This window comes from Halorhodospira halochloris (assembly GCF_002356555.2).
Classification (GTDB): Bacteria; Pseudomonadota; Gammaproteobacteria; order Nitrococcales; family Halorhodospiraceae; genus Halorhodospira; species Halorhodospira halochloris.
This window is the reverse complement of record NZ_AP017372.2, coordinates 941,694-964,922: the sequence shown is the minus strand read 5'-3', so window position 1 is coordinate 964,922 and position 23,229 is coordinate 941,694. Positions and strand designations below refer to the sequence as shown.

17 protein-coding genes, 1 pseudogene and 2 riboswitches are annotated in these 23,229 nt (G+C 57.1%); of the genes and pseudogenes, 7 read left to right on the top strand and 11 right to left on the bottom strand.

The window, feature by feature from the left end; translation table 11 throughout:
* Positions 1–107: 107 nt before the first annotated feature.
* Entirely contained in the window at positions 108–995 is an 888-nt protein-coding gene (locus HH1059_RS04500; RefSeq protein WP_170112998.1) for a cobalamin-binding protein, read from the bottom strand.
* A gap of 55 nt (positions 996–1,050) precedes the next feature.
* Positions 1,051–2,889: a TonB-dependent receptor domain-containing protein gene (locus HH1059_RS04495; RefSeq protein ID WP_096408777.1), complete on the bottom strand. Its 1,839-nt coding sequence runs from the start codon at positions 2,887–2,889 to the stop codon at positions 1,051–1,053.
* 144 nt (positions 2,890–3,033) lie between these two features.
* Positions 3,034–3,279, bottom strand: a riboswitch (cobalamin riboswitch).
* Positions 3,280–3,403: 124 nt separating this feature from the next.
* Between HH1059_RS04495 and HH1059_RS04490 the strand changes: the two genes are divergently transcribed.
* Positions 3,404–4,477, top strand: coding sequence for a metal-dependent hydrolase (locus tag HH1059_RS04490; protein WP_096408774.1), 1,074 nt, complete (start codon positions 3,404–3,406; stop codon positions 4,475–4,477).
* A 31-nt stretch (positions 4,478–4,508) separates the two neighbouring features.
* On the opposite strand, the gene HH1059_RS04485 is transcribed toward HH1059_RS04490, so the two are convergent.
* Together HH1059_RS04485 and HH1059_RS04480 are read right to left on the bottom strand one after the other, a co-directional pair.
* Positions 4,509–5,684 (bottom strand): DUF418 domain-containing protein, encoded by a 1,176-nt coding sequence (locus tag HH1059_RS04485; RefSeq protein WP_096408772.1) that lies wholly within the window; start codon positions 5,682–5,684, stop codon positions 4,509–4,511.
* Between the two features lie 433 nt (positions 5,685–6,117).
* Positions 6,118–7,275 carry a TsoY family (seleno)protein gene (locus HH1059_RS04480; protein WP_420809698.1) on the bottom strand — a complete coding sequence of 386 codons (1,158 nt, stop codon included), beginning with the start codon at positions 7,273–7,275 and terminating at the stop codon, positions 6,118–6,120.
* Positions 7,276–7,469: 194 nt separating this feature from the next.
* Positions 7,470–7,710, top strand: a riboswitch (cobalamin riboswitch).
* A gap of 148 nt (positions 7,711–7,858) precedes the next feature.
* On the opposite strand from HH1059_RS04480, the gene HH1059_RS04475 reads away from it, so the two are divergent.
* The 5 genes and pseudogenes from HH1059_RS04475 (at position 7,859) to HH1059_RS04450 (ending at position 12,602) form a co-directional block, all read left to right on the top strand.
* A complete protein-coding gene (locus HH1059_RS04475) occupies positions 7,859–8,938 on the top strand; it encodes a cobyric acid synthase (RefSeq protein ID WP_231902021.1) in 1,080 nt (359 codons plus the stop codon).
* 74 nt (positions 8,939–9,012) lie between these two features.
* Complete coding sequence (locus HH1059_RS04470; RefSeq protein ID WP_096408764.1) at positions 9,013–9,621, top strand: SAM-dependent methyltransferase; 609 nt, start codon at positions 9,013–9,015, stop codon at positions 9,619–9,621.
* 39 nt (positions 9,622–9,660) lie between these two features.
* Complete coding sequence (locus HH1059_RS04465; protein WP_096408761.1) at positions 9,661–10,560, top strand: RpnC/YadD family protein; 900 nt, start codon at positions 9,661–9,663, stop codon at positions 10,558–10,560.
* Between the two features lie 119 nt (positions 10,561–10,679).
* Positions 10,680–12,065 (top strand): annotated as a pseudogene (locus tag HH1059_RS04460) (IS1380 family transposase).
* A 171-nt stretch (positions 12,066–12,236) separates the two neighbouring features.
* On the top strand, positions 12,237–12,602 hold the full coding sequence (locus HH1059_RS04450) for a hypothetical protein (protein WP_231902020.1): 366 nt from the start codon (positions 12,237–12,239) through the stop codon (positions 12,600–12,602).
* 97 nt (positions 12,603–12,699) lie between these two features.
* Here HH1059_RS04450 and HH1059_RS04445 read toward each other — a convergent pair whose 3' ends face one another.
* The 7 genes from HH1059_RS04445 to HH1059_RS04415 all read right to left on the bottom strand — a co-directional run bounded on the left by HH1059_RS04445 (position 12,700) and on the right by HH1059_RS04415 (position 20,791).
* Complete coding sequence (locus HH1059_RS04445) at positions 12,700–14,244, bottom strand: cobyric acid synthase (RefSeq protein ID WP_096408754.1); 1,545 nt, start codon at positions 14,242–14,244, stop codon at positions 12,700–12,702.
* A 41-nt stretch (positions 14,245–14,285) separates the two neighbouring features.
* The gene (wrbA, locus tag HH1059_RS04440; RefSeq protein WP_096408751.1) at positions 14,286–14,882 is read right to left on the bottom strand and encodes an NAD(P)H:quinone oxidoreductase; all 597 of its coding nucleotides are present in this window, start codon (positions 14,880–14,882) and stop codon (positions 14,286–14,288) included.
* 134 nt (positions 14,883–15,016) lie between these two features.
* Positions 15,017–15,244 carry a hypothetical protein gene (locus HH1059_RS04435; RefSeq protein ID WP_096408749.1) on the bottom strand — a complete coding sequence of 76 codons (228 nt, stop codon included), beginning with the start codon at positions 15,242–15,244 and terminating at the stop codon, positions 15,017–15,019.
* 961 nt (positions 15,245–16,205) lie between these two features.
* Positions 16,206–16,895 carry a class I SAM-dependent methyltransferase gene (locus HH1059_RS04430; RefSeq protein WP_096408746.1) on the bottom strand — a complete coding sequence of 230 codons (690 nt, stop codon included), beginning with the start codon at positions 16,893–16,895 and terminating at the stop codon, positions 16,206–16,208.
* A 177-nt stretch (positions 16,896–17,072) separates the two neighbouring features.
* Positions 17,073–17,867 (bottom strand): type IV toxin-antitoxin system AbiEi family antitoxin domain-containing protein, encoded by a 795-nt coding sequence (locus tag HH1059_RS04425; RefSeq protein WP_096408745.1) that lies wholly within the window; start codon positions 17,865–17,867, stop codon positions 17,073–17,075.
* Between the two features lie 276 nt (positions 17,868–18,143).
* A complete protein-coding gene (locus tag HH1059_RS04420) occupies positions 18,144–18,650 on the bottom strand; it encodes an anaerobic ribonucleoside-triphosphate reductase activating protein (RefSeq protein WP_197710735.1) in 507 nt (168 codons plus the stop codon).
* Positions 18,647–20,791 (bottom strand): ribonucleoside triphosphate reductase, encoded by a 2,145-nt coding sequence (locus HH1059_RS04415; RefSeq protein WP_096408742.1) that lies wholly within the window; start codon positions 20,789–20,791, stop codon positions 18,647–18,649. Before HH1059_RS04415 ends, HH1059_RS04420 begins: the two co-directional genes overlap by 4 nt.
* Before the next feature lie 547 nt (positions 20,792–21,338).
* On the opposite strand from HH1059_RS04415, the gene HH1059_RS04410 reads away from it, so the two are divergent.
* Positions 21,339–23,132, top strand: a complete 1,794-nt coding sequence (locus tag HH1059_RS04410; RefSeq protein WP_231902019.1) for an ABC transporter transmembrane domain-containing protein — start codon at positions 21,339–21,341, stop codon at positions 23,130–23,132.
* The last annotated feature ends 97 nt before the right edge of the window (positions 23,133–23,229 follow it).

Sequence of the window (23,229 nt, the reverse complement as noted above, 5' to 3'; positions counted from 1 at the left end):
AGCGCCACCCTCGGTACCACAACCCCCTTGCCGAAGCAGCGCCGCTTGTAGCAAGTAGGCGAGCGCGTTGCTTAAGGTACCGTGGCTTAAAGGGCTACCATGAATCCCTAGCGGGCTTTCTCGAGTTGCTCGCATAGTTTAGCGGCTCCCTCTAACAGACGCGGGGTCGGCCTTTGAATCTTCGATGGCGGGACAAAGAAGAGATTCTGCTGCTGTACTGCGGTCATCCGCTCATACTCGCGCCACTTATCGAGCCAGGCCTGATTTGCCTCGCCCATGCCACCTACCACTATCGCCTGAGGATCAGCGGCGAGCACCGATTCGGTATCCAGACGCGGCGTTAACCGCTCTAGATGGCCAAAGACGTTGCTGCCGCCGCACAGGCGGATAACTTCGCTGATGATCTGCTCATCATTGATGGTGGTAATCGGATCGTCCCAAACCTGATAGAAGACTTCGACGTTCTCACCCTCGGCATAGCGCTGCTCGAGTTCGTCGCGACGAACTCGGAACTCATCCGCCTCGGCTTGCGCCTCATCGCTACTGCCCGCCAGTTTACCGAAGCGCTCCAAGGTGCTGGGAATATCTTCCAGATCACGCTGTTCGCTGCGATAAACCTTCACACCAAGCTCTTCCAACCGATCGAGCTGCCCGGGGGAGTTACCGCTGTGCCAGCCGATAGCCAAATCAGGCTGCTTGGCGAGTATGGATTCGACATCAAGCCGGTTATAGCTGCCCACCCGGGGCAGGTCCTGAGCCTGCTCCGGGTAGTCAGCGTGGCTCACCGCTGCTACTACATTTGCACCGGCACCGGCGGCATAAAGCAGCTCGGTGACTCCCGGCGAGAGCGCCACAATGCGCTGCGCCGGTTCGTCGAGACAGACTTCTTGCCCGGTGTCGTCGGTGGCGCAGATCTCCTCGCCTGTGGCTGCAGTCAGCGGCATGAGCAGAGCGAGGGAAAGCGCCGCGATTACTTTTTTGGTGTAAATCGGCATATATTTAACCTTGATCTATAAGCAGCGCCTGCGCAGTAAAGGCGATAAGCCATCATTACTCCTGCTCGAAGTGGATCGAGACGTAGACCGCCCGGCCAGGCTGGTTGTAGCCACTCACCGTCTCATAGTCCTTGTCCAGGGCGTTCTCCAGCGTACCGCGCAGGCTCCACTCCGGGGTAAAGGCATAGCTGGTGCGAAGGTTCAGCAGGCCGTAGCCAGAGAGGCGCGTATCATTGGCCGGATCGTCGTAGCTGCGCCCCCGCGCAAGAGCAGTGGCACCCACCGAGAAGTCGCCAAGCTGCCGGTCGATATCTACACGCGCCGATTCATTGGGCCGACGCTGCAGCTCGTTCCCGGTATCTCTATTCTCGTGATCGAGGTAAGTAAAGGCGCCGGAGATCTGCCATTCCTGCCATTGGGCACCCGCCTCCAGCTCGGCGCCGCGGATTCGTGCTTCGCCAATGTTAAAGGGTTTCTCTAGGCCATTTGCCGGTCTGCTGGAAATAAGATTGTCGATATCCGTCTGGAAAATCGCTGCATCCACGTAACCATCTCGTACCTGCCAGCGAGCACCTACCTCCGCGGAGGCGGACTCCTCGGCCTCAAGATCCGGGTTTCCTCCGGCAAGCCCCCAAGCTTGATTTTCAGGTGCATACAAATCGTTAAATGTCGGAGCCTTGAATGCAGTACCATAGCTCGAACGCAGCCGAAGACGATCCGCCGCGTCGAAACCCCAGGCGACCTGACCGGTCACGTTGTCGCCGTAGGCCTCGTTGTCGTCGTAGCGCAGACTGCCGCCGAGATCGTGGCGGCCCAGATCCAGCTCAAGCTGCGTATAGGCACCGACGTTATAACGGCTAGTTTCATCGTAATTATCATAGGTGTCTACATTTTCATCTCGCCAGTCACCACCAAAGGACCAGATATTATCGGTGCCCCAATACAATTCATTTCGCCAACTCACCTCATGGCGTTCAGTGTAATGCCAAGTCTCTCCCCGGCTGTCGACGTTATCCTGCTCATCCTTCGCCTGAGAGACGGCTAACTCGCTGAACCAGCGCTCGGTGATGTCCCCGCGAACCCCGCCGCGAAGCGCTTGAAACAGATAATCGGTGAAGTCATCCTCATCTGCCTGGTCGTCATACTCAGTCGTTCCTTCCGAGCGCATAACGGTAGTGAATAGCTCGCTCCCACCCGGCAGCCGTTGACTCAAACGGCCGCTAACGCTGGTGTTGTCAAACCCATTTCGTTGGTCATCGCCGTACTCTTCGCTGACATTGATACCGTCGGTGTGAAAATGACCAGCTGAAAGGCTGTAGCGGGTATCCTCGGTCCCGCCAGCTACCCCCACACCATATTCATAGGTGTTGAAGCTGCCGCCGCCAGCGAAGGCATTGACCCGGGGCGGCCCCTCCTCACCCTCGCGGGTAAAGACCTGCACCACGCCGCCGATGGCATCGGCGCCGTAAAGGCTGGTTCGCGGCCCGCGCACCACCTCGATGCGGTCGATCTCGGCCGGGGGCAGATATTCCCAGGCAGCCCCTCCTTGGGTCGCGGAATTCATCGGCACACCATCCACCAGCAGCAACGAATGATCGGAGTTGGTGCCGCGCATAAAAAGACTGGTGTCTTTCCCAAACGAACCAGACGTCGTCAGGCTCGTCCCCGCCCGCCCCTGCAGCAGGTCCGAGACCTGTCGCGGCTGCTGGCGGTCGATCTCGTCGCGGTCGATTACGGAGACTGAGGAAAGGGATTGGTCGACGGTCTGGGCCGTTCTAGTCGGCGTCACTACCACGGTCTCTAGGTCAGTCACAGCCAAACGCATCTCAGCAGAAGCTGAAGTTGCACCCAATCCAGCGGCAACGCCAGCTAATAAGACTCTCTTCTTATGCATTGTACATACCCCTTAGGCGCGCCACCCGCGCGCGCCGGACACTGTTAACGGAACAATGCCGCGGGGTTAGTGAGAGGGATCCATAAGGCGGGGTCTGAGTTTTTCTCTAAACACGTACTCCCACCCGGACCGCCGCACCCCGCGGCTCCTGGGTTCCTACAGGCCGGTCTCCGGGCTCGTGGGCGGGGCTAGTTAACAAACCCCAGATGGAAGGCCTTCCCATGAGCACCGCCAAGCGACGGAAAACTCACAGTGGCGCGGGCTGTCCACCTTTTCCCACCTACCGTTGCGGGGGCAGCGCCGGAATCGCCGCAAGACGCGGCTGCACCGGCTTCCCGTTTCACCCTCGGCTCGGATGAGCCATTGGGCACCTGTAGGTCGATCGAGACTTTAACGAAAGTTGCGTAGACATTCAACTTGGCAATCGCTGAGCCTGGCTCAGTACGGACCTTTAGAAGACTCCCCCTTAACCACCAATTTGCCTAAAAAACCGCCGCACTGGCATATTATTGGAATGGATCCCGTTACCCATGCGGCCAGCGGCGCCCTGATCAACCGAGTAGTAGCACCACGATCCTGCAGCGCTCCGCGCTTCACGATGCGCGAGCGCACCTGGCTCGGCGCCCTTGCAGGCCTCTTCCCCGATATCGACTGGTTCCTCGGACTGGTAATCGCCGACTCGCTGGTCTACTACAACCTGCACCGCGGCGAGACCCACTCACTGCTGATGTTACCGCTATGGGCAGTGCTGCTCGGCTGGGTCGTCGCGCGGTTGTGGCCCGGTCAACGCGACTGGCGAGATGGCGCCCTCATATTCGCCCTTGGCATTGGCATCCACATCTTCGGGGACTGGATCACCAACTACGGAACACAGCTACTTGCCCCGTTCTCTCGCGAGACCTTCGCCTTCCCGGTGACCTTCATCCTTGATCCCTGGATCACCGCCTCGCTCCTGCTCGGAGTATTACTGACTTGGCTCTACGGTGGACGCCTCTGGGCAGGCTTGGGCCTAGCCGCGGCCGGGAGTGTGATTGCGATCCAAGCAGTGGCCAAGGTGCACGCGCTGGAGCACGCCCGAGACGAGGCGCGTGACAGAGGCATGCATGGCGCTCAGGTCCACGCTATGGCGCAGCCGTTATGGCCGCTGAATTGGCGGTTATTCATCGAAGGCGACGACGCCTACTTGACCGCCCACTTAGGCTTCTGGTCTCAGGAGCAGCCCGTGGATGAAAAGGCCGGCCTTCTGACCCGGCACCGGCAGTCGTTCCGCCCCCCTGAAGCACTCGAGTGGGTCCGCCACCCCCGCTTTGGCGACGGCGCAGTGCGCGAATTTGCCGAGACGGCTTGGTGGCGGCCTGAGTTTGCCGAGTTTCGACGCTTCGCCGAGCTGCCCTATCTGCGCAAATTGGTCGACTATCAAGGCGATACCTGCGCTATCTACGCCGATATGCGCTTTCGCATCGCCGAGGTGCCACCTCCGTTCCAGTATGCCAGTTGCCGGACACCAGAGGGGGATTGGTACCGCGCCGACGTGGAGTACTGGATGCAGGCATTGGAGGAGTTAGAGCCGCTGCTCGACGAGCGCTAATGGCCACCGTTCTGGCCATGGCTGCACAGTCTCAGCTCGACGCTCGCCTGAGTAACCATTCGGCAGGCCCCATCCGAAACCGATACAACCACAATGGAGCGGCTAGTAATAAGGCCAGCCATACACCAATAACCACAACGAGTTGTTCCACCCGCGTCAACTCTCCATACAGCCCTAGACCGAAGCCATAGAAAATCGCGGTGCAGAGCAGTGTCTGCAACAGATAGCAACTCAGCGCCGTACGCCCTACGGCGACAAGCGGCCAGAGCGCCTTCTGCAACCAGCCCTGTTTATAGATCAGCATCACCAAAGCAGCCCAACCAATGGCGGTAAACGGTATAGCTATTTGGTTGAGTTGATCGGCAATCAAAAAACCGGATAGTATCTCCCAGTCGTAGGCTTCGCGGTGCATAACCCCAGCAATACTCAAGGTAATCCCCACCACAAAACCCCAGAGCGAAGTCTTTATATAGCTGCGCGCTGACCAGGAAGCGGTTAAAAAGCCCGATTTATAACCCGCCATACCTACCAGCATGCACCCCAATACGAGCCACCCAAGACTGGTTGGGATCCCGACAAAATACCGCGTTGCCACCTCGGTAAGACGCTGCTGCAGCTGCTCCATCCAGCTGCCCTGATAAGCGTTTACGGCCGTTACAACTTGCTCATGGACAGATGGAGCGGACGAGGCAAGTGCGACAAAGCCGGATACAGGCAGCTCGCTAATCCCCCAGCCAGCCACGACATAGGCCACAATAGGAACAGCGAATATAATTATTCCCCACGTTAATAGATAACGTACATCTCTATCCACGAAAAAGAATGCCAGCATCCCGATAAGGGCGTAGAGAAATAGAATATCTCCCATCCACAGCAACACCCCGTGGGCTATGCCTATTAATCCCAGGGCCGCCATCCGGCGCCAATGACAAGCCCAGTGATCCAACCCCTTGGAGCGGTGGATTTGGGTTAGCATCACTATGCTGGCGCCAAACAGCGCAGAGAATAGCGCTATGAACTTACCCTCAAAGAGTACGTGACTTACAAACCAAACAATGAAGTCACCACCTTGGAGTTCACTTACCAGTTTGGGGCTGAGGACCCCGGCAACCGGCATTGCAAACAGCTGGATATTGACCACCAGAATGCCCAGAACAGCTACACCGCGGAGTAGATCGAGGCTGCCCAAACGCTGTGCTGAGTTCATGGCGCTGTTTTGCAAGACTTTGCCGCTTTTCTGGATTATGGACTCTTCAGGTGCCTGCAGGGTAACACCAGCAGGTTAGGATTAGTAATTTACACATTCTCAGGAACCTCTGAAACTCCCCCCTGAGCCAACTAGCAAAACTTATGTGGAAGTCTTGAAGCCAGGGTTGGCACCATGAGGGCTCCGCTAAAACCTTCCCCGGAGCCATTTCTGTCCCGGTGTGGAGGTCTTGGCGCCAGGGATGGCGCCATGAAGCCTCCAGGTATGGATTCACGGCGTCCTCCACACCGGGACAGAAATGGCTCCGGGGAAGGTTTTAGAGGCACCCATGAACCCCCATAGATGGATTCACGGATGTTCCCACACTAGGACAGCTAATATGGCTCAAGGGGAGCTTATGGATGGACCCCTTGAGCCGTCACCAATTCGGCGTCTATTTAAAATGAAGCTTATTCAGCCTAAACACCAGCGCTATGGTGGCGAACTGCACCAGTATAGCTAAACCTGTCAAAGACCAATAAACAGGGCCGAACTTATCGATTACCCCGTGCAGAACCAGCCCCTCATTAGTGAAAAAGTGGAGCATTACTGACAGCGCAACACCCGGGCATACCAGAGTATAAGAGCCAGCTGAACGCTCCTTCCCCAAGACAAACCGACCGAAGTAGCCGTAACGTCTTAGCACCACCCAGCCGATCAGCAAAAAGGCGATTTGGATGACCAGAAAGTACATCAACATGCCCAATGTCTCAACACCGGCACCTTCGCCGCCGAGGTGAAACTCCACCCCATGGGTTTGCCGCACTAGAGTAATCCCAATAATCGTTAAGATAGGGATGACGATCCACAAACTTGGCGCACTAATGGGGTTGGCTGTCTGCTCAAGCATTGAGCGCACCCCGAGAACCAACATGATAGCGCCGCTAATGATGGCAGTGACCATAAAGAAGCTCGACAAAAACAGGCTAACCACTACGGTACCTGTTGTGTCGCTCATTGCCGCCGGTGCAGCTAAACCGACCCCTATCATGGCAAGAGCGAATGCCGGCAGCATTTGTGCCAGGCTATTATCGGCTGCGCAGTCGCAGTCACTCTCGGTGAGGACACGCCCCCAGAAGTCGCCAAGCAGGCGCAAAGCCCAGGCACCGACAGCCAGGAAGGCGAGCATTGCCAGCGGGAAGAGCCACTCAACGACCTCCCAAAGCCCCGGCATAAAGACCATACCGAGGATAAAGCCCACATTTATTGTCATGGCAAGCGTTAAGGGCCCGGCAAGAAGCTGTATCTCAGTCCTGGTGCCGCGCATTTGGCGGTAGCCCTCACTCGCCTTAAAGCCGCTATACTCGCGCAGGTTCCAGACAAGCAGGCGTATATGCAGATAGGCAAAATAGATTATCCCCAGCCATGCTAGCCCTATAGCGAACTTAAAACCGGCTCCGCCCTCTAGGAAGGTTGTTACTATATCGTCGAACAGTGGCACTGGCGCTTGAGAGCTCGGCACCCAAAACATCAGCCACATAAAGAAGGACACGGTTAGCCCTCCAGCTCCTAGAGCGGCGAGAAAGTAAAGAGGTGAGTATTGCGAGCCCATGTTAGTTGGTAGCCTATATCCCATATATTCTCCTTTGCATAATGATGTAATAATATATGTATATTGAATATATGGGATGTCAATGTCAAACGGCAGCTCATCGGTTCTTTGCCTCACAGCGACTCAGCGGCTAGTTTGGCGTTGATAAAAATATAATTGGACATTGATACCAAGTTATCTTCTGCATATAATCACGCCACTTAGCGAATGTGGGTGCTCGCGTGCTTAGCCACGCGGGTTAAACGGGAAGACCGGTACAGCCGCCACGGCGTGGTGAGTCCGGCGCTGCCCCCGCAACGGTAGGTGGGTTAAGTGGATTATAGAGCCACTGCAGAGCAACCGTCGTCCGGCGGACTCTGCGGGAAGGCAATCCACTCGGCGTCTCTTCGGCGCCACCCCACAAGCCCGGAGACCGGCCCACATAAGAAACCCATTAACGGCGTGCGGGCGGCGCGCTTGGGGGCTTGCCTAGCCGGTCTTGCTCCATTAGCAAGCACCTCCGGTAGGTGGCGGCTCTGAGCAGCTCGCCATCCAGCCTTCCCCCAGTCAGTCGCCTGTACTCGTAAAAGAGACGCGAGATCAGGTGACAGAAAAATTGTCGAGCAGCCACCGCGGGGAGGATTCCCGCGGCGGCATGACTGCCGCAGCGCTGGGTGCCTATCAGCTTTTCAGCGACAGCGAAAGATCCCGTATTAAAGGCTTTCTGGTCAATCGCTTCCGTGGCGATCCAGCCATCTTTGCCCCTGCCGCCGAGCAGATTACCCGCTGCACCGGTTGGCCTAACCTCGGCCTGATTCGCTGGTTCAATAAGGCCTGCTCACTCGCGCCGGAGGACTCGCTAGCCCTGGACCAGGGCCAAGGCCAAGGCAACGCTACTCGCAAGACAGATCAGTTGCACATCGTCGTCCCCCGGCTACCCCGGGTCGCTAATTTTGACGACCTCGAGCCACTCGCGGCTGAGCCCGGTGTCGCAATCAGCTGGATACCACCTGGAACTCCCCTGCCCCGGGATGCAGATATAGTCATGCTCCCCGGCTCCAAGGCCACCCGCAGCGACCTAGAGTTCCTCTACCAGCAGGGCTGGCACCACGACATTCACGCCCATGTGCGCCACGGCGGTTACCTAGTTGGTCTGTGTGGCGGCTTTCAGATGCTCGGGCAGACCATTCGCGATCCCCATGGCATAGAGGGCTCACCCGGCGAAATCGCAGGTTTGGGCTACATAGATATGGCTACCGAAATCGGCGGTGACAAGAAACTGATCGAGCTCGACTCCACAGATCTGCTATCCGACTGCCGCATCAGCGGCTACGAAATGCACATGGGCAGAAGCTTTGGCCCCGGCCTCGAGAATCCCTGGTTATTGCTCAAGGATGCTGACGGCCTGGCTGCGGAGTTCACCCCGGAGCAAGGGGAATCACCTCGGCCGGAAGGCGCCCAATCGCCGAGTGGCCGGGTCATGGGGGGCTATCTCCACGGCATCTTTAACAGCGACGATTTTCGCAGCCACTGGCTGACCAAAGTCGCTGGTCAGCCATCCTCAATCAACTACACCGCAAGGATTGAGAGCACCTTGGATGCGCTAGCCGCACAACTAGAAGAGGATCTGGATCTCAATGCGCTCTGGCAACTGGCTGAGGAACCAGCCCTCATCTCAAAGTAACTGTTTAGGGACATGTTTAGGACATGGAATCCACAACCCATGAACTGTGACTGCAATACGAGAGACAGCAACTAATGGCGAGCGGAGTACTCTACGGAATCGGCATCGGCCCCGGTGACCCGGAACTTATCACCTTAAAGGGGTTGCGCCTGCTGCGTGCGGCACCTGTGGTTGCTGCCTTTGCCAAGGCAGGCAGGACCGGCCACGCCTGGACCATCGTCGAACCTCACCTGCGTGACGAACAGGTGCGCATACGCATGGATTACCCATTCACCACCGAAATACCGGTAACCGATCCCCGCTACCACCAGCAAATGAGGGCCTTTTACGACTCCTGTGCCGAACACCTCGCAGAACAGTTATCGCGCGGCCTGGACGTAGCCGTCATATGCGAAGGCGACCCATTTTTTTACGGCTCTTATATTTACATGCATGAGCGTTTGGCGACTCGTTTTGACACCAGTGTAGATGCCCTCGGAGATTTATCCGACTTCGAGATGCGGGAGCAACTTCATGCCCGCGTACTTTACGCCATCATGGACCCGCAGCTGGAGCAAGCACTGGAGAGCTGGCTGGATCTAATCGATCCGGCAATTCCAGCACCGCTTCGCTCATTCCGGCGGATTGCTCGAGAGCCGGCATCGGTGCCAAGTGGAGGCCGTGTTACTCTCATATTAACTTAAACCAACTACTCAATTCACACTGCACAGAAGAGATGCTCAATGAGCCGACAGAACCCCGACTACGATCAGGATTTTAAGAACCTCATCGTCGACTACCCCAGAGAGGCCATATCCTTTTTCGCCAGCCGGGAGGCAGAGCGCATCGATAACTCCGCACGCGTGCTCCCTGTCCGTCAGGAGCAGCTCAAGGAGCGGCTGCGTCACCACTACCGGGCACTAGATACGCCGCTGCTTATCGAGTGGTCCAACGGCGAGCGCGAAGCACTGGCCTTCGCCTTTGAGGAGGAGACCCACACCGAGCGCTTCGACATCCATCGGCTCATCCACTACTGCACCGATCTTTCGCAGATGCTCGATACCACTCGCATTGTGCCGGTGGTCATTTTCCTCTCCGCACGCCCGGTGCCTACACGGCTCGATCTTGCCGGCGATGAGCATACATATTTAAGCTTCCAGTATCTCTATTGGCAGGCTGGAGCTGAACACTACCGGCAGCACCTGGACAGCAGCAATATCGTCGCTCGGTTGTGCCTGCCGCTTATGTACTGGAAAAGCCGTGATGAGAAGCTCGAGGCCCGTGCCTACGCCCTGCAGGGACTTGATGCTCTGGAGCCGGATCTGAACAAGCGGCTCAAATACACGGATCTTGTCGATAACTACTCGCAACTCGATGACGATGAGAAAGAGATATTCAAGCAACGCTATCCTGAGGAGGAAGCAATCATGGCCGGAATCGTAAGCCGCTCAAGACAAGAAGGTAGAGACGAAGGACTGCTGGCAGGAGAAGGCAAGTTACTCTTATGGCAACTCGAACAAAAGTTCGGGGAGACGGCGGTCGATCCCTATCGAGAGAAAATTGAAAAGGCTGACGAAGAAACCATCAAACACTGGTCAGTCAACATACTGACCGCTAATAGCATAGAAGAAGTCTTCCGGTAAAAACAGATCAACTACCCCCGGATTATGCACGACGGTAGGTAAAAGAGGTTGGCGCAGCGCCGGAATCCCTTCACAATCAGTGTTATGGAGACATTGACAACAGAAGGGGACGCTGCGCCATGGGTGAAACGTTATCGCTATCCAGACCATCTTTCAACCGTTCCGTACACGCCGAATCACGGGAATCGCATCTCAGCGGTGACTGCGGGGCGGTGTTGGTTCGCGAGGCCATCGAGCACACTGGGCTCATTGAGGGCCTGGGTTCGCGACTGCTTGATCCGAGGGATCCTAGGCGGGTTACTCACCCTCTCTCGGAACTCTTGCGCGATGCGCTAATAATGACCGCACAGGGTTGGGGCGATCAGGGTGATGCAGAGCACCTGCGCGGCGATCCGCTGTTCGCCCTCACCGGTAGCGATCGGCGCGGCCAGGCGGTGGCGGAGCGCTCACTTGCCTCGCAGTCGAGCTTTTCACGTCTACTCTCGCTGCTGGGCACGCCAGAGAATCACAAAGCGCTACAGGAGGCGATCATCGAATTGGCTGGTCGGCGGCTGCGCGCCGAGAACCGCGGCTACAAACGCTCTACGCTGACCATAGATATAGATGGCGTGCCGCTGCGCGCCCATGGCCAGCAGAGCGGCACGGCGTACAGCGGCCATACGCATCAGCGTCAGCACTATCCGTTGCTCGCCTCCTGCGCGGAGACGGGAGATCACCTCGGGGCGCTGCTGCGCGAAGGCACCGCCGGCCCCGCGGAGCAGGCAGTTACCTGGATCCCCCAGCTTGTGCAAGCAGCCCGGGAGCACCTGAGCGATCACATTCGGGTGCGTATCGACGCCGGGTTTGCCGATGGTCAGACACTCAACGCCATCGACTCTGAGGGTATAGAATTTATCGCCCGGCTACCTAGCAACCCGCAGCTCGAGCGACTCTTCGAACCCCATCGTTATCGCGGTCCTGGGCGACCATCGAGCAAGCCGCGTGAATGGGTAGTGGAAACCGAGCATCAGGCGAGCACCTGAGCGGTCGAACACCGCGTGCTCATCGTCGTCCAAGAGCATCCCGAGGAGTTGTTCCGGCGCTGCTTCTTCCTGGTGACGAACATGCCCCAACATCGCGCCAGCGGTGAGTTCATCTTGGAGCACTACCGCCGCCGCGGTAAGGCCGAGGGGCACTTCGGAGAATTAAAGACCGTCCTCGGCGAGTCGCTGCCGTGTAGCACCCACCACCAAAAGCGCAGCCCAGATGAGGTCTTCGCCCGCTCGCAGGCGCTGCTATCACTGCGGGTGATTGCCTACCAGATCCTCCATGTGTTGCGCGGCGAGGTAGAGCGGATGACCGGCACCGGCTGGAGCCTTGCAAGGGTACGTGAACGCCTTCTGAAGGTAGCTGGGCGTGTTCGTTTTCACGCTAGGTGTATCCAGATCGATATCGAGCGACGGGCTGCGACCTACTGGAACCGCCTGATGGGACGGCTAACCAAGATGCAGCCGCTACCAGGATAGCCGAAGCACCCACTACCAAACTCCTATAATGCCGCTGGCAACGCCGGCGGGGGGCTGCTATGTTCAAAGCACCTCAAGACCTCACGGAAAGCATGGTATTGCGCTCTTACTAGCCCCCAAACGGGTCGAAGTACGCTGCAATGACCCCTTCATGAGTGCAAAGTGGCTTCGGTGACCGGTGAGCAAATCCCTAGTTGGCTAGGTTCAGAGGTGGTGCTGCATAATCCGGGCATAGGCGGAATATGCATGCTGCTCGGCTCTGCCGGTCTGATATGGCTCAAGATATTTGCTGGCCCAGCCCCAAGCGCCCGCGAGACGCTGCCAGCCGACTACACTCTGCTACTCCTGCTGTTTGCGAGCGCTGGCACCGGCCTAATGCTGATGGCGCTGCGCGATACTGCGGCTATGGGCATGCTATTAGCGCTGCACCTAGGAACTGTGCTGGGTCTCTTTATCATCATGCCATATAGTAAATTCATCCACGGTGCCTATAGGGCGGCAGCCTTGCTAAGAGCCGCAATGGAGCGGCCAGAGTAAAGAAAAAACAAGGGGACCAATTTATCTTTGAGTGGGAACATGCTCGATCAATAACCCCAACCAAAAGATAAATTGGCCCCGTGCCCCCTCAGCCCCACTATTTGGCTAATTCAAGCAGCGCATCCAGATCCAGGTTGGCTTCGCAGTGATCGGCCAACTCTTCTAGAGCAGCCTCCACACTTGCCTCATAATCAGATAAGGCAGCTTGCCCGCCGACACTAGACAGCCAAGCAGCGCGGAACTCATCGCTGCCAAAGATACCGTGCAGGTAACAACCGGCAACCCGCCCAGCGTATGATACCGCCCCCTCAGGGCGTGGAGGACTGCTGCCATCGTCGAGTAACAGCCAGGGCTGGCTCATCCCTGGACCCGCGGTGCGGCCCATGTGTATCTCATAGCCGCTGACCCGACAGTCGCTGTACCGATCCCGGGCATCAAGATCAAGTAGCTGTTTTTCGCCACCGATCTCCGTTTCTATATCGAGCAAACCTAGTCCAGGGGTCTCGCCGGGCTCGCCTTCGATACCCAGTGGGTCGCGGACTACCCGACCGAGCATCTGAAAACCGGCACAGAGACCGACAACTCGCCCGCCCTGGCGCACCAGAGCCTGGATATCGATATCCCAACCCTCGCGTCGCATCACTTCCAGATCGGCGCGAGTGGCTTTCGAGCCGGGTAAAATGACCACATCGGTGTCGCTCGGTATCGGGGTGCTAGGCTTAATCCAGCTTACGCTCACTCCAGGCTCGGCAGCCAGCGGATCAAGGTCATCGAAATTGGCAACCCGAGAGAGTTGCGGGACGGCGATCTTAAGGCCTCTGCCATCGGTAACGGCGGGCCTCTCCAAAGCCAACGAATCCTCAGCTGGTAAACGTGAGGCGCCTTCAAACCAGCGCACAACCCCTAGCCAAGGCCAGCCGGTGCGCTCAGTCATTAGCTCACAAGCTGGTTCAAACAGTGAAATATCGCCGCGGAATTTGTTAATGATGTAACCAGCTACCCGGGCATCCTCGGACTCGTTGAGCAGCGCGTGGGTGCCGACAATCGCGGCCAGTGCTCCACCCCGATCAATATCACCAACAACCACTACAGGCAAATCCGCCAACTCTGCCAGCTTCATATTGGTGATATCGGACTTGCGCAGATAGACCTCCGCCCCGCTGCCAGCACCCTCGACCAATACCAGATCCGCATCAGCCGCGGTGCGCTCGAAGCTATCAAGTACCGCCGGCAACAGGTGCGGTTTTAGCTGATGGTAATCCTTAGCGCGCCAACTACCCAGCACCCGCCCACGCATTACCACCTGCGAGCCGGCTGTGGTCTGCGGCTTGAGCAAAACAGGATTCATATGAATAGAGGGTGTAACCTTGCAGGCCCGTGCCTGGAGCTGCTGAGCTCGCCCGATTTCCCCCCGCGGAATCTCGCCGTCCGGCCCGGGCGGCAAATCGCTATCGGGGGTCACTGCAGCGTTATTGCTCATGTTCTGGGCCTTGAAGGGCCGCACCTTCAGCCCCCTGCGCGAATAGGCTCGACAAAGGCCAGCCAACAGCATACTCTTGCCGACATCAGAGCTGGTACCCTGGAACATCAGCGCCCGCGCCTTGCGAGTGCCTTTATCAGTGAACGCAGGGAAATCAATCATATATACAAGGCAACACCCTTGTGCCGCTCATCCCGCCGTAATCATCCGTGCAGGCGTTGGGTGATTTGCGCCACATGCTGCCCCTGGTAACGTGCGAGCGATAGCTCCTGCTCGTTCGGCTGCCGGCTGCCATCCCCGCCAGCTATGGTGGCGGCACCGTAGGGGCTACCTCCCTTAACCACTGAGAGGTCAGTCAGCTCAGCCGCCGCATAGGGCAGACCGACGATAACCATGCCATGGTGCGCGAGGGTGTGCCAAAACGAGGTGATTGTTGTTTCATTGCCCCCGCCGGTGCCAGTGGACGTGAAGACGCTACCGACTTTGCCAATGAGTTTGCCGTTGAACCAGAGTGCGCCCGTCTGATCGAGAAAGTTGCGCATCTGCGCGGCCATATTGCCGAATCGGGTCGGCGTACCAAAGATGATCGCGTCGTAGTCAGCGAGCTCTTCCGGGCTTGCCACCGGGGCCTGCTGATCGAGCTTGGCACCGGCCTGTCGTGCCACATCCTCCGGCATGGTCTCCGGCACCCGCTTGACGGTAACGTCGGCGCCAGTCCCGCGCGCACCCTCTGCGACCGCCTGGGCGAGGGTCTCAACGTGCCCGTACATAGAATAATAGAGAACAAGAACCTTGCTCATCGAGCCTCCTTACTTACCCGTGGCTGTAATAGGGTTGCGGGAGTCAGGATCATGGAGCTACAGAAACCCCATTTCGACAACAATGCACCAATCATCGACTTGTTTAACATCACCGCCCTATTCTCATCAACTCGTCAATGATGCTCGCTCTCGAAGGGGTGGAAGAGGATCTGGTGCATCTGCTCCGCGGACAACCCCTCGAAGTCGTCTATGGCAAGGCGATTAGGCTGTTCTAGCTGGGCCTGCATGGCATCGCTCGCTTCATCAAGGGAACCAAAGCCGCCATCCTGCGCCTGCTGCTCCAGTACCTGCTGGAGCTGCTCAAAGATAGTTCGGCCCGGTGAGTAGCGGTCGTGGCTCATAGGACCCAGCCTCGTTGTTCAAAAGTAGCATCTCTCATTGGAGGTATCCGTTACTATTAAACCACAACAAGGGTAAGCGGTCATTCTGGGACGTACTACCTAAACTAACAGGCAAAATAGCTACCCTTTTTCGCAGCTCGCCCGTAGCGGACTGAAATTGCCCGAGTCGATATGAAGATAAGGTCTGAATCTGGCCCTGTTTGAGAAGGGATTAAGACTGCGAGCAGGTATTGACCAACCTATGAAGGGCTTTTTGGCCCTTGACATTTGCCTGTCAAGACCACTCAGCCAGTCAAGTTATGCACAAGGCTCAATGCTTGCGATTTGGACCAATAATCAGCCTGTGATAAAGCGCAATTTCCACTTTGATGCCTTGTGTGACGGCTATAACCCACTGATTTTAATATTCCCAACGCCTGTCTGAACAAAAACTATCCAAACCCGCCAAATGCCCATTCTGATTAGGAAGATGGAAACTCTCCACAAAGTTTTCCACAGCTTTTGTGGACAACTTCAGTAGCTCTCCCGCCTTCTGATCCACCCTACTCTAAGGCCGCGCCTACCCTTAGGCTCTCCAATTGACATGAGCAATCAAGCATCTCCTTTACCGCTCAACCGCCGCTCTCCCCTCCTATTATGTAGTGCGCTGAGAGGGTTATGTTTGGCTATCCCGCTACAGAGTAGCCAGCATAAGGCGGCTCTTTGGAAAACATCTGATAGACACCCAGCTCCATCAGCACTCTAGCGGCAGTTCGAGCCGCCAAATCGCGCTGCGTGGCCCATTCCGGCACGAAATAGCCATCGTTTGATATGCCATCACCGTGCGCCTAATATGATAAATATGTCTCACCCCGGTCACTTGCATAGTAGTTACCCGCCCCATGACTCGCATCCAGGGCATATTCCCAGGGGTTGCGCCCCATAGATACACCTTGGATTGGATGCGGTTTGCGCGCCAAGCCTAAAATGGAGCGGACGCTCTAGGCAGCCACTTTTGTAGCAGTGTCACCCCATAGTTGGATTGTTCACTAAATTGCTCTTCATGCAACCGAATGGCAACCTCTGCCCAAGAGACCTCTGCCCTGCCGAGCGCATCAGAGCTGTGATTACTATGCTCTATATAGGCGCCATGTTCCCTAGCCAGCTGATGCAGTTCCTCTATGCTTACCGCATGCATGCCACGCTCGGTATCAGGCTCACCTAAGCGCAGCGTGATCGCCAAAACACCGCCGGGCTTAAGTAGCGTTACCAGCTTACGGAAAGAGCGTGAGCGCACTTTAGGCGGCACATGCATCCAAACCGCACTTAGCAGAATCACATCGAACGAAGTGCCCAGGCGATGCACCGCAGCCAAATCGGGAAGTGAATCACCGAGCCAGCTTATCCGCTCATCAGGATGACGGCGCTGCGCCTCCTGACGCAGTTCAGCGGCTGGCTCAACCGCCACTACGTCATGCCCTTGCTCAGCCAGCCAGGCTGCGTCACGACCGGATCCAGCACCTATATCAAGCACCAAAGCACCACCGCCGCTGGGCAAATAATCACGCAACCAGCCGTGCACCTGATCAAAAGAGAGCTGCTCATATTGATCGGCAATCTGCGCGGCGCGGTTGTTGTACCAGGCGATGTTTGGGGGCTGGGTGTCGGGCATTGGTGGTTTAGTTTAATTAGCTTAGGGTTGATGTTGTTGGGCAAGCATATCAAGCCATGACGGGCCACACTAAATAGAAAGTCAGAGGTTATTAAGTATCTATAATATTCAAGTGGCATCGAATGGCTCCGCCAATTCTTTACGGATTTTGGCAGCCAACAACAACCGCTGACAGTCTCATGCCACTTCGCTCCAACTCCGTTCGACCAAAGCCTGCGGCACAACGAGGTTCCATTCGGCGATGAACCGAGTCTTCTCGTAATCCCTGCGAGCGATATATGTTGGTTGCCGTGGGCGCCTCTCCCGCAAGATTCGCAAGTGATCCTCCTGAACCATCAAGCTGTCCCGATGCAGATCAAGGAACCAACCAACCTTGCCCACTGTGGTGGCTTTATTGAGAAGCAGTGCATATTCCACCACCTGCTCCAAGTCGAAGAACTCCACCATCTCCAACGAGCGCCAGAGTTCCTCCCAGCCGCCACATAGCTCGGGACGATCCAGCGCATCTACCAGTGTGCGCTCCAACCCGGTGACTCGTACGCTCTGTCCACTCCGATCATGCTCTTCCACCCCAAAGAATGGCTCTGCGCTCTGCTGCAGCGCCTTCGGAAAGCTCACGGGCCGAAAACGCCAGCCCCGAAAGGTTGCCGCGCGCGCTGCTCGCGCCGTCTGGTATTGCGATTCGGAAAAAACGGAATAGGCGCGGGCGTGAAACTCTAACGCCGTGTGATATGCAAGGACAGCATCTTCCGTCATCCTTGCTGCAACGAGGAAAGGATCGACGCTACAGCTCTCGGGCGTCTCCCCGGTGCGTAACACCCAGTAGAGGCCACGACGGATCCTTAAAATGCGGCCTCGCTGCCGGTAATATGCGAGCAAAGAGTCACGACTGCTCGAAGTCAGATTAAGCGCGTCTCCGAACTCTTCAGCAGTGAAAACTCGATGTGTAGCCAAAAAAGATGAAGCAGTCACCGATCACTTGCTCATACTGCGCAAAACTTGCAATAAGTTTGCTAGTTGTAATCTGCAAAATCAAGATCAATTCCCCTCCCCTTTTACGCTGCGAAGATCAATTCTGGTGTTCAGATCGAGAGGTCTCGGACATTAATTGGCAACTTTAGCTTCATCCCATCTGCGCCAAGACAGGCACACCAGGCTGTTATTTCTATGAAAGTCTACGACTCCCCCACCTCATAAGCCGCCATCAGCACAAACATCTGTCTCGCAATCTCAAAGGCCTGCCCCTAATCAACCAACCCCCTCCAACACCCTCAACTCATACGCCACACCACTCGCCTTCACCGCCTCTACACTCTCCCTGGCTTTCTCAGCGCTATTGGCAACTCCGGTTACCTCAGGATAATCAGCCCACTCCCCCTTGATATCCATCGCCACCCAATCGACCCACGCCAGCACCTCCTGTAGCCGCTGTGGGTAGCTACCGGCAGTGTGCAGCCCGACCTTAAAACCAAGGTTACGCACCGCCTTCACTGCACCGACGATCCCCGGCTGCATGGTCGGCTCCCCGCCGGAGAAGACCACCGCATCGAGCAGACCCTGACGGCGGCGCAGCCACGCTAGCAGATCTGCCCAGTCCAGCTGATTCTCCCCGCGCGCTGGCAGCAGCTCCGGATTGTGGCAATAGTGGCAGCGCCACGGGCAGCCCTGGCAGTAGATCACCGCCGCCAGGGCATCGGGGAAATCGACCGTCGAGCAGGGGGTCATCCCCCCTACTCTTAGCACCTGCGCACTCATGCCACTTCTGCCTCAGCCACCACACGGCGCTCCTCAAAAAAAGCCCGCTCGCGGTGCTCGGCTCGCTTACCGTCATTCCACGACTGCACCGGGCGGTGATAACCCATCACCCGCGTCCAGACCTCACAGCGTGTGCGCAGATCATCAGCAAGCGGCTCAGCGTACCCGGCCGCACGCAAGGCCTCATCGCAGTGCGGGCAGAAGGTGTGCTCGCCACTGAGATAGCCGTGGGTTGGGCAGATCGAAAAGGTCGGAGTAATAGTCAAATACGGCACCCGGAAGCCTTCCAGGGCGCGGCGTACCAAGCGCTTACACGCCTCGGCACTGGAGATGCGCTCCCCCATATAGAGATGCACCACAGTACCGCCGGTGTACTTACCCTGCAGCGCCTCCTGCAGCTCGAGCTCCTCGAACGGATCATCGGTATAGTCGACCGGCAGCTGCGAGGAGTTAGTGTAGTACGGCGCCTCAGCAGTACCGGCCTGCAGAATGTCCGGGTAGCGCTTGCGATCTTCTCGGGCAAAGCGGTAGGTCGTCCCCTCGGCCGGCGTCGCCTCAAGATTATAGAGATGGCCGGTCTGCTCCTGGAACTCGCTCAGGCGAGCGCGGATATGATCCAGCAACCGCAGGGCAAATTCACGCCCTCCCTCCGTGGTCAGATCATCGCGATCGGCGGTGAAATTGCGTAGCAGCTCGTGGATACCGTTCACGCCGATGGTCGAGAAGTGGTTGCGCAGCGTGCCCAAATAGCGCTGAGTATAGGGGAAGAGCCCGGCCTGCATGTGGCGGTCAATAACCTTGCGCTTAATCTCCAGGCTATCGCGGCCCAGCTCCAGAAGCCTATCGAGGGCCGCAAAGAGCCCCTCCTCATCGCCGCGGTGCAGGTAACCGAGGCGCGCACAGTTGACCGTCACCACACCCAGCGACCCGGTCTGCTCCGCCGAACCAAACAGCCCATTGCCACGCTTGAGCAACTCACTCAGATCGAGTTGCAGCCGGCAGCACATCGAGCGGATCATATTCGGCGAGAGATCCGAATTGACGAAATTCTGAAAGTACGGCAGCCCGTACTTGGCGGTCATCTCCATCAACCGCTCAGCATTCTCGCCCTCCCAGGGAAAATCGGGGGTGATGTTGTAAGTCGGGATGGGGAAGGTAAACACCCTGCCCTTGGCATCACCCTCGGTCATCACCTCGATATAGGCGCGGTTGATCATATCCATCTCGGCCTGCAACTCGCCGTAGGTGAAATCCATCTCCTCCCCGGCGATAAGCGGCACCTGCTCACGCAGATCCTCCGGGCAGACCCAATCGAAGGTCAGATTGATAAACGGTGACTGCGACCCCCAACGTGAGGGGACATTCAGATTATAGATCAGCTCCTGAATATTCTGCCGGACCTCGGGGTAACTGAGCCGGTCTTTACGCACATAGGGCGCCAGATAGGTATCGAAGGAGCTGAAGGCCTGCGCCCCGGCCCACTCGTTCTGCATCGTGCCGAGGAAGTTTACGATCTGGCCGATGGCACTGGAGAGATGGCGCGGCGGCCCCGCCTCGACCCGCCCAGCAACCCCGTTCAGACCTTCATTAAGAAAGGTGCGCAGCGACCAGCCGGCGCAGTAACCGGCCAGCAGATCAAGATCGTGGATATGGATATCACCACTGCGGTGGGCATCGCCAACCTCCGGCGGATAGACATGATTGAGCCAGTAATTGGCGGTCATCTTGCCGGAGGTATTCAAAATCAGCCCACCTAACGAGTAACCCTGGTTGGCATTGGCATTAACGCGCCAGTCATCCCGCTGGAGATACTCATTAACCGACTGCTCAACATCGATCAGCGTCTTACGATCGGCCCGCAGCCGCTGATGCTGCTCCCGATAGGCGATAAACGCCCGCAGGGTTCGCAGATAGCCGGCCTCAAACAGCGCCCTCTCAACCGTATCCTGAATCTGCTCAACCTCCGGCCGGTCACTACCCGACAGCGCGGCAACCACCTGCTCGGATAAGCGCTGCGCCTCCATGGCACCGAACTCATCCGTCGCCGCCCCGGCCTTACCGATAGCCGCGGTGATAAGATCGGCACAGAAATAGGCACTACTGCCGTCGCGCTTTACAACAAGAGTGGGAATCTGAGTCATATGCTGGCTGCTCTTATGCCGTTTGTGGAAAATTAACAGGCCCAAGCCCTATATGTTGTATTTGGAGTGCGGTACATGCAACTATATATAGGACATGCTCGTGAGGCAACAGCTAAAACACGAGATTCCCAACAGCATTAATCTGATGGAAGATTTGCATCCTCTGGTGCTGAAGGGGATAGAGTGGAAACAATGACAGATGGAAGAGAGAGAAATTTGATGCTAACCGGAAGCCGACAGAAGCCCTGGAAAATACGCAAGCTAGGCTACCTAGTTGGAGCTCAAAAGGCTTAAAGCTTGGCGCGAACAAGTAGATTGGATCTGCACCTGACAACAGTAGTGACAATAGGTGGCCTCTAAAAACTCCGCCGGCGCCACCATCCGCACCGGTGTGGAGGTCTTGGCGCCAGGGATGGCGCCATGAAGCCTCCAGGGATGGATTTACGGCGTCCTCCACACCGGGGCGGATGGTGGCGCCGGCGGAGTTTTTAGAGGTTCCCAATAGTAGTTTTGGAGGCAGTCCAGTGAGCCATCAAGGAGTCTATCTGTGCAGTTAAAATCGACCACCTGGCGCTTAGCGCGCATGGTCGCTCAGTATCGTTGGCGACTCGCCGCTGCAGCGACGGCGATGCTAATTGCCGCTGGCGGGGTGCTGGCTATCGGTCAAGGTTTGCGCCTTCTAATTGATCAAGGGATCGCCGAGGGCGATGCGCAAATGCTTGATCGCGCCCTAGTGGCAACCCTGGGCATGATCCTGATACTGGCAATTGCATCGGCAAGCCGCCACTATTTAATCACCTGGATTGGTGAGCGCCTTGCTGCTGATTTAAGGAGTCTAGTCTACAACCGCCTGCTGAATTTGGAGCCGGACTTTTTTGAGCGCAATGGTGCAGGCGAGATCCAATCTCGCTTAACGGCTGACACCACTGTACTGCAGAACCTTTTTGGGTCAGCAATCTCCATCGCTCTGCGTAACACACTGACCTTTGTTGGTGCCCTAACGCTGCTCTTTGTCACTAGCCCACAGCTTGCTTCCCTAGTGGTCATAGGCATCCCATTAATCATGTTGCCGATATGGTGGTTCGGTGGCCGTGTGCGCCGCCTATCCCGGGATAGTCAGAGCCGCGTTGCCGATCTCGGTAGTTTTGCCGGAGAGTCGCTCCACGCCATGACCACTGTTCAGGCTTTCGGTCATGAGAGGGAGGATCAGCGGCGTTACGCGGAACGGGTCGAGCAAGCTTTCAATACCGCCATAAGGCGCACCTGGCAGCGTGCGTGGTTGACCGGGGTGGCATTGCTGTTTGTCTTTGCTGCAGTTGGGGCCGTTCTCTGGCAGGGAGGCCATGAAGTTCTTGCCGGGAGGATGAGCCCTGGTGAGCTTTCAGCCTTTGTCTTTTACGCCGTATTGGCTGCCAGTTCGATAGCATCTATTGCTGAGGTCGCGGGTGAAATCCTGCGCGCGGCAGGAGCTACCGACCGTATCTTTGAACTCATAGACACCGAGCCGCAGATCCAAGCGCCTGCCCATCCGGTGCCGCTAGCTAGGCCGCCGCGCGGTGAAGTCAGCTTCGCCGAGGTAACCTTTAGCTATCCGGGTCGTCCTCAGCTACCCGCTTTGCAGGATGTTAGCTTCACCGTCCCGGCTGGTCATCGTGTAGCCCTGGTCGGGCCTTCCGGGGCCGGGAAAAGCACGGTGTTACAGTTGATGTTGCGCTTCCATGATCCCGACAAGGGGGCTGTAAGGTTCGATGGCGTTGATTTGCGCCACCTTGATCCTTCCCAGCTGCGCGCCTGTACCGGCTTGGTGGCACAGGAGCCGGTACTCTTTACTGGCAGCGCTGCCGAGAATATCCGCTATGGTAAGCCGGGGGCGAGCGATACGGAGGTAGAACAGGCTGCTCGAGATGCCAACGCCCTCGATTTTTTAAGAGATTTGCCACAAGGGTTAGACACCGAGCTTGGTCCGAATGGGGTACAACTCTCCGGCGGTCAGCGCCAGCGGATTGCTATAGCGCGGGCTTTGCTGCGTAACCCGGCGCTGTTGCTGCTCGATGAGGCAACCAGCGCCCTCGATCCGGAGAACGAGCAAATTGTCCAGCAAGCATTACAGCGGCTTATGGCTGGCCGCACTACTGTGGTGATCGCCCATCGGTTGGCAACAGTAAAGGCCGCGGAGCGTATTATCGTTTTCAACCACGGCAGGATCGAAGCGCAAGGAACTCACGCTGAGCTGCAGGCGAACAACAGGTTATATCGGCGTTTCTGCGCTTTGCAGTTCGCCGATCAGCTCAATGAATATCAGCAAGACAGATCAAATCGTGTCGAGCTGAGTGATTGTTAGGCTGGGGCGCCCCAGGCTGACGCGCTCAGGGCTATTTTTGATAGGTGTTAGATACGAGTCTTGTTTGATGAGGTGGAGGGGTGATAACCCCTCGCTT

Excerpts from the sequence above, each read along its gene's own strand:
- HH1059_RS04465 (WP_096408761.1), top strand. The coding sequence starts at position 9,661 with ATGAGCCGACAGAACCCCGACTACGATCAGGATTTTAAGAACCTCATC.
- HH1059_RS04490 (WP_096408774.1), top strand. The coding sequence starts at position 3,404 with ATGGATCCCGTTACCCATGCGGCCAGCGGCGCCCTGATCAACCGAGTA.
- HH1059_RS04445 (WP_096408754.1), bottom strand. The coding sequence starts at position 14,244 with ATGATTGATTTCCCTGCGTTCACTGATAAAGGCACTCGCAAGGCGCGG.
- HH1059_RS04500 (WP_170112998.1), bottom strand. The coding sequence starts at position 995 with ATGCCGATTTACACCAAAAAAGTAATCGCGGCGCTTTCCCTCGCTCTG.
- HH1059_RS04430 (WP_096408746.1), bottom strand. The coding sequence starts at position 16,895 with ATGCCCGACACCCAGCCCCCAAACATCGCCTGGTACAACAACCGCGCC.
- HH1059_RS04485 (WP_096408772.1), bottom strand. The coding sequence starts at position 5,684 with ATGAACTCAGCACAGCGTTTGGGCAGCCTCGATCTACTCCGCGGTGTA.
- HH1059_RS04470 (WP_096408764.1), top strand. The coding sequence starts at position 9,013 with ATGGCGAGCGGAGTACTCTACGGAATCGGCATCGGCCCCGGTGACCCG.
- HH1059_RS04480 (WP_420809698.1), bottom strand. The coding sequence starts at position 7,275 with ATGGGCTCGCAATACTCACCTCTTTACTTTCTCGCCGCTCTAGGAGCT.
- HH1059_RS04495 (WP_096408777.1), bottom strand. The coding sequence starts at position 2,889 with ATGCATAAGAAGAGAGTCTTATTAGCTGGCGTTGCCGCTGGATTGGGT.
- HH1059_RS04435 (WP_096408749.1), bottom strand. The coding sequence starts at position 15,244 with ATGAGCCACGACCGCTACTCACCGGGCCGAACTATCTTTGAGCAGCTC.
- HH1059_RS04415 (WP_096408742.1), bottom strand. The coding sequence starts at position 20,791 with ATGACTCAGATTCCCACTCTTGTTGTAAAGCGCGACGGCAGTAGTGCC.
- HH1059_RS04420 (WP_197710735.1), bottom strand. The coding sequence starts at position 18,650 with ATGAGTGCGCAGGTGCTAAGAGTAGGGGGGATGACCCCCTGCTCGACG.
- wrbA (WP_096408751.1), bottom strand. The coding sequence starts at position 14,882 with ATGAGCAAGGTTCTTGTTCTCTATTATTCTATGTACGGGCACGTTGAG.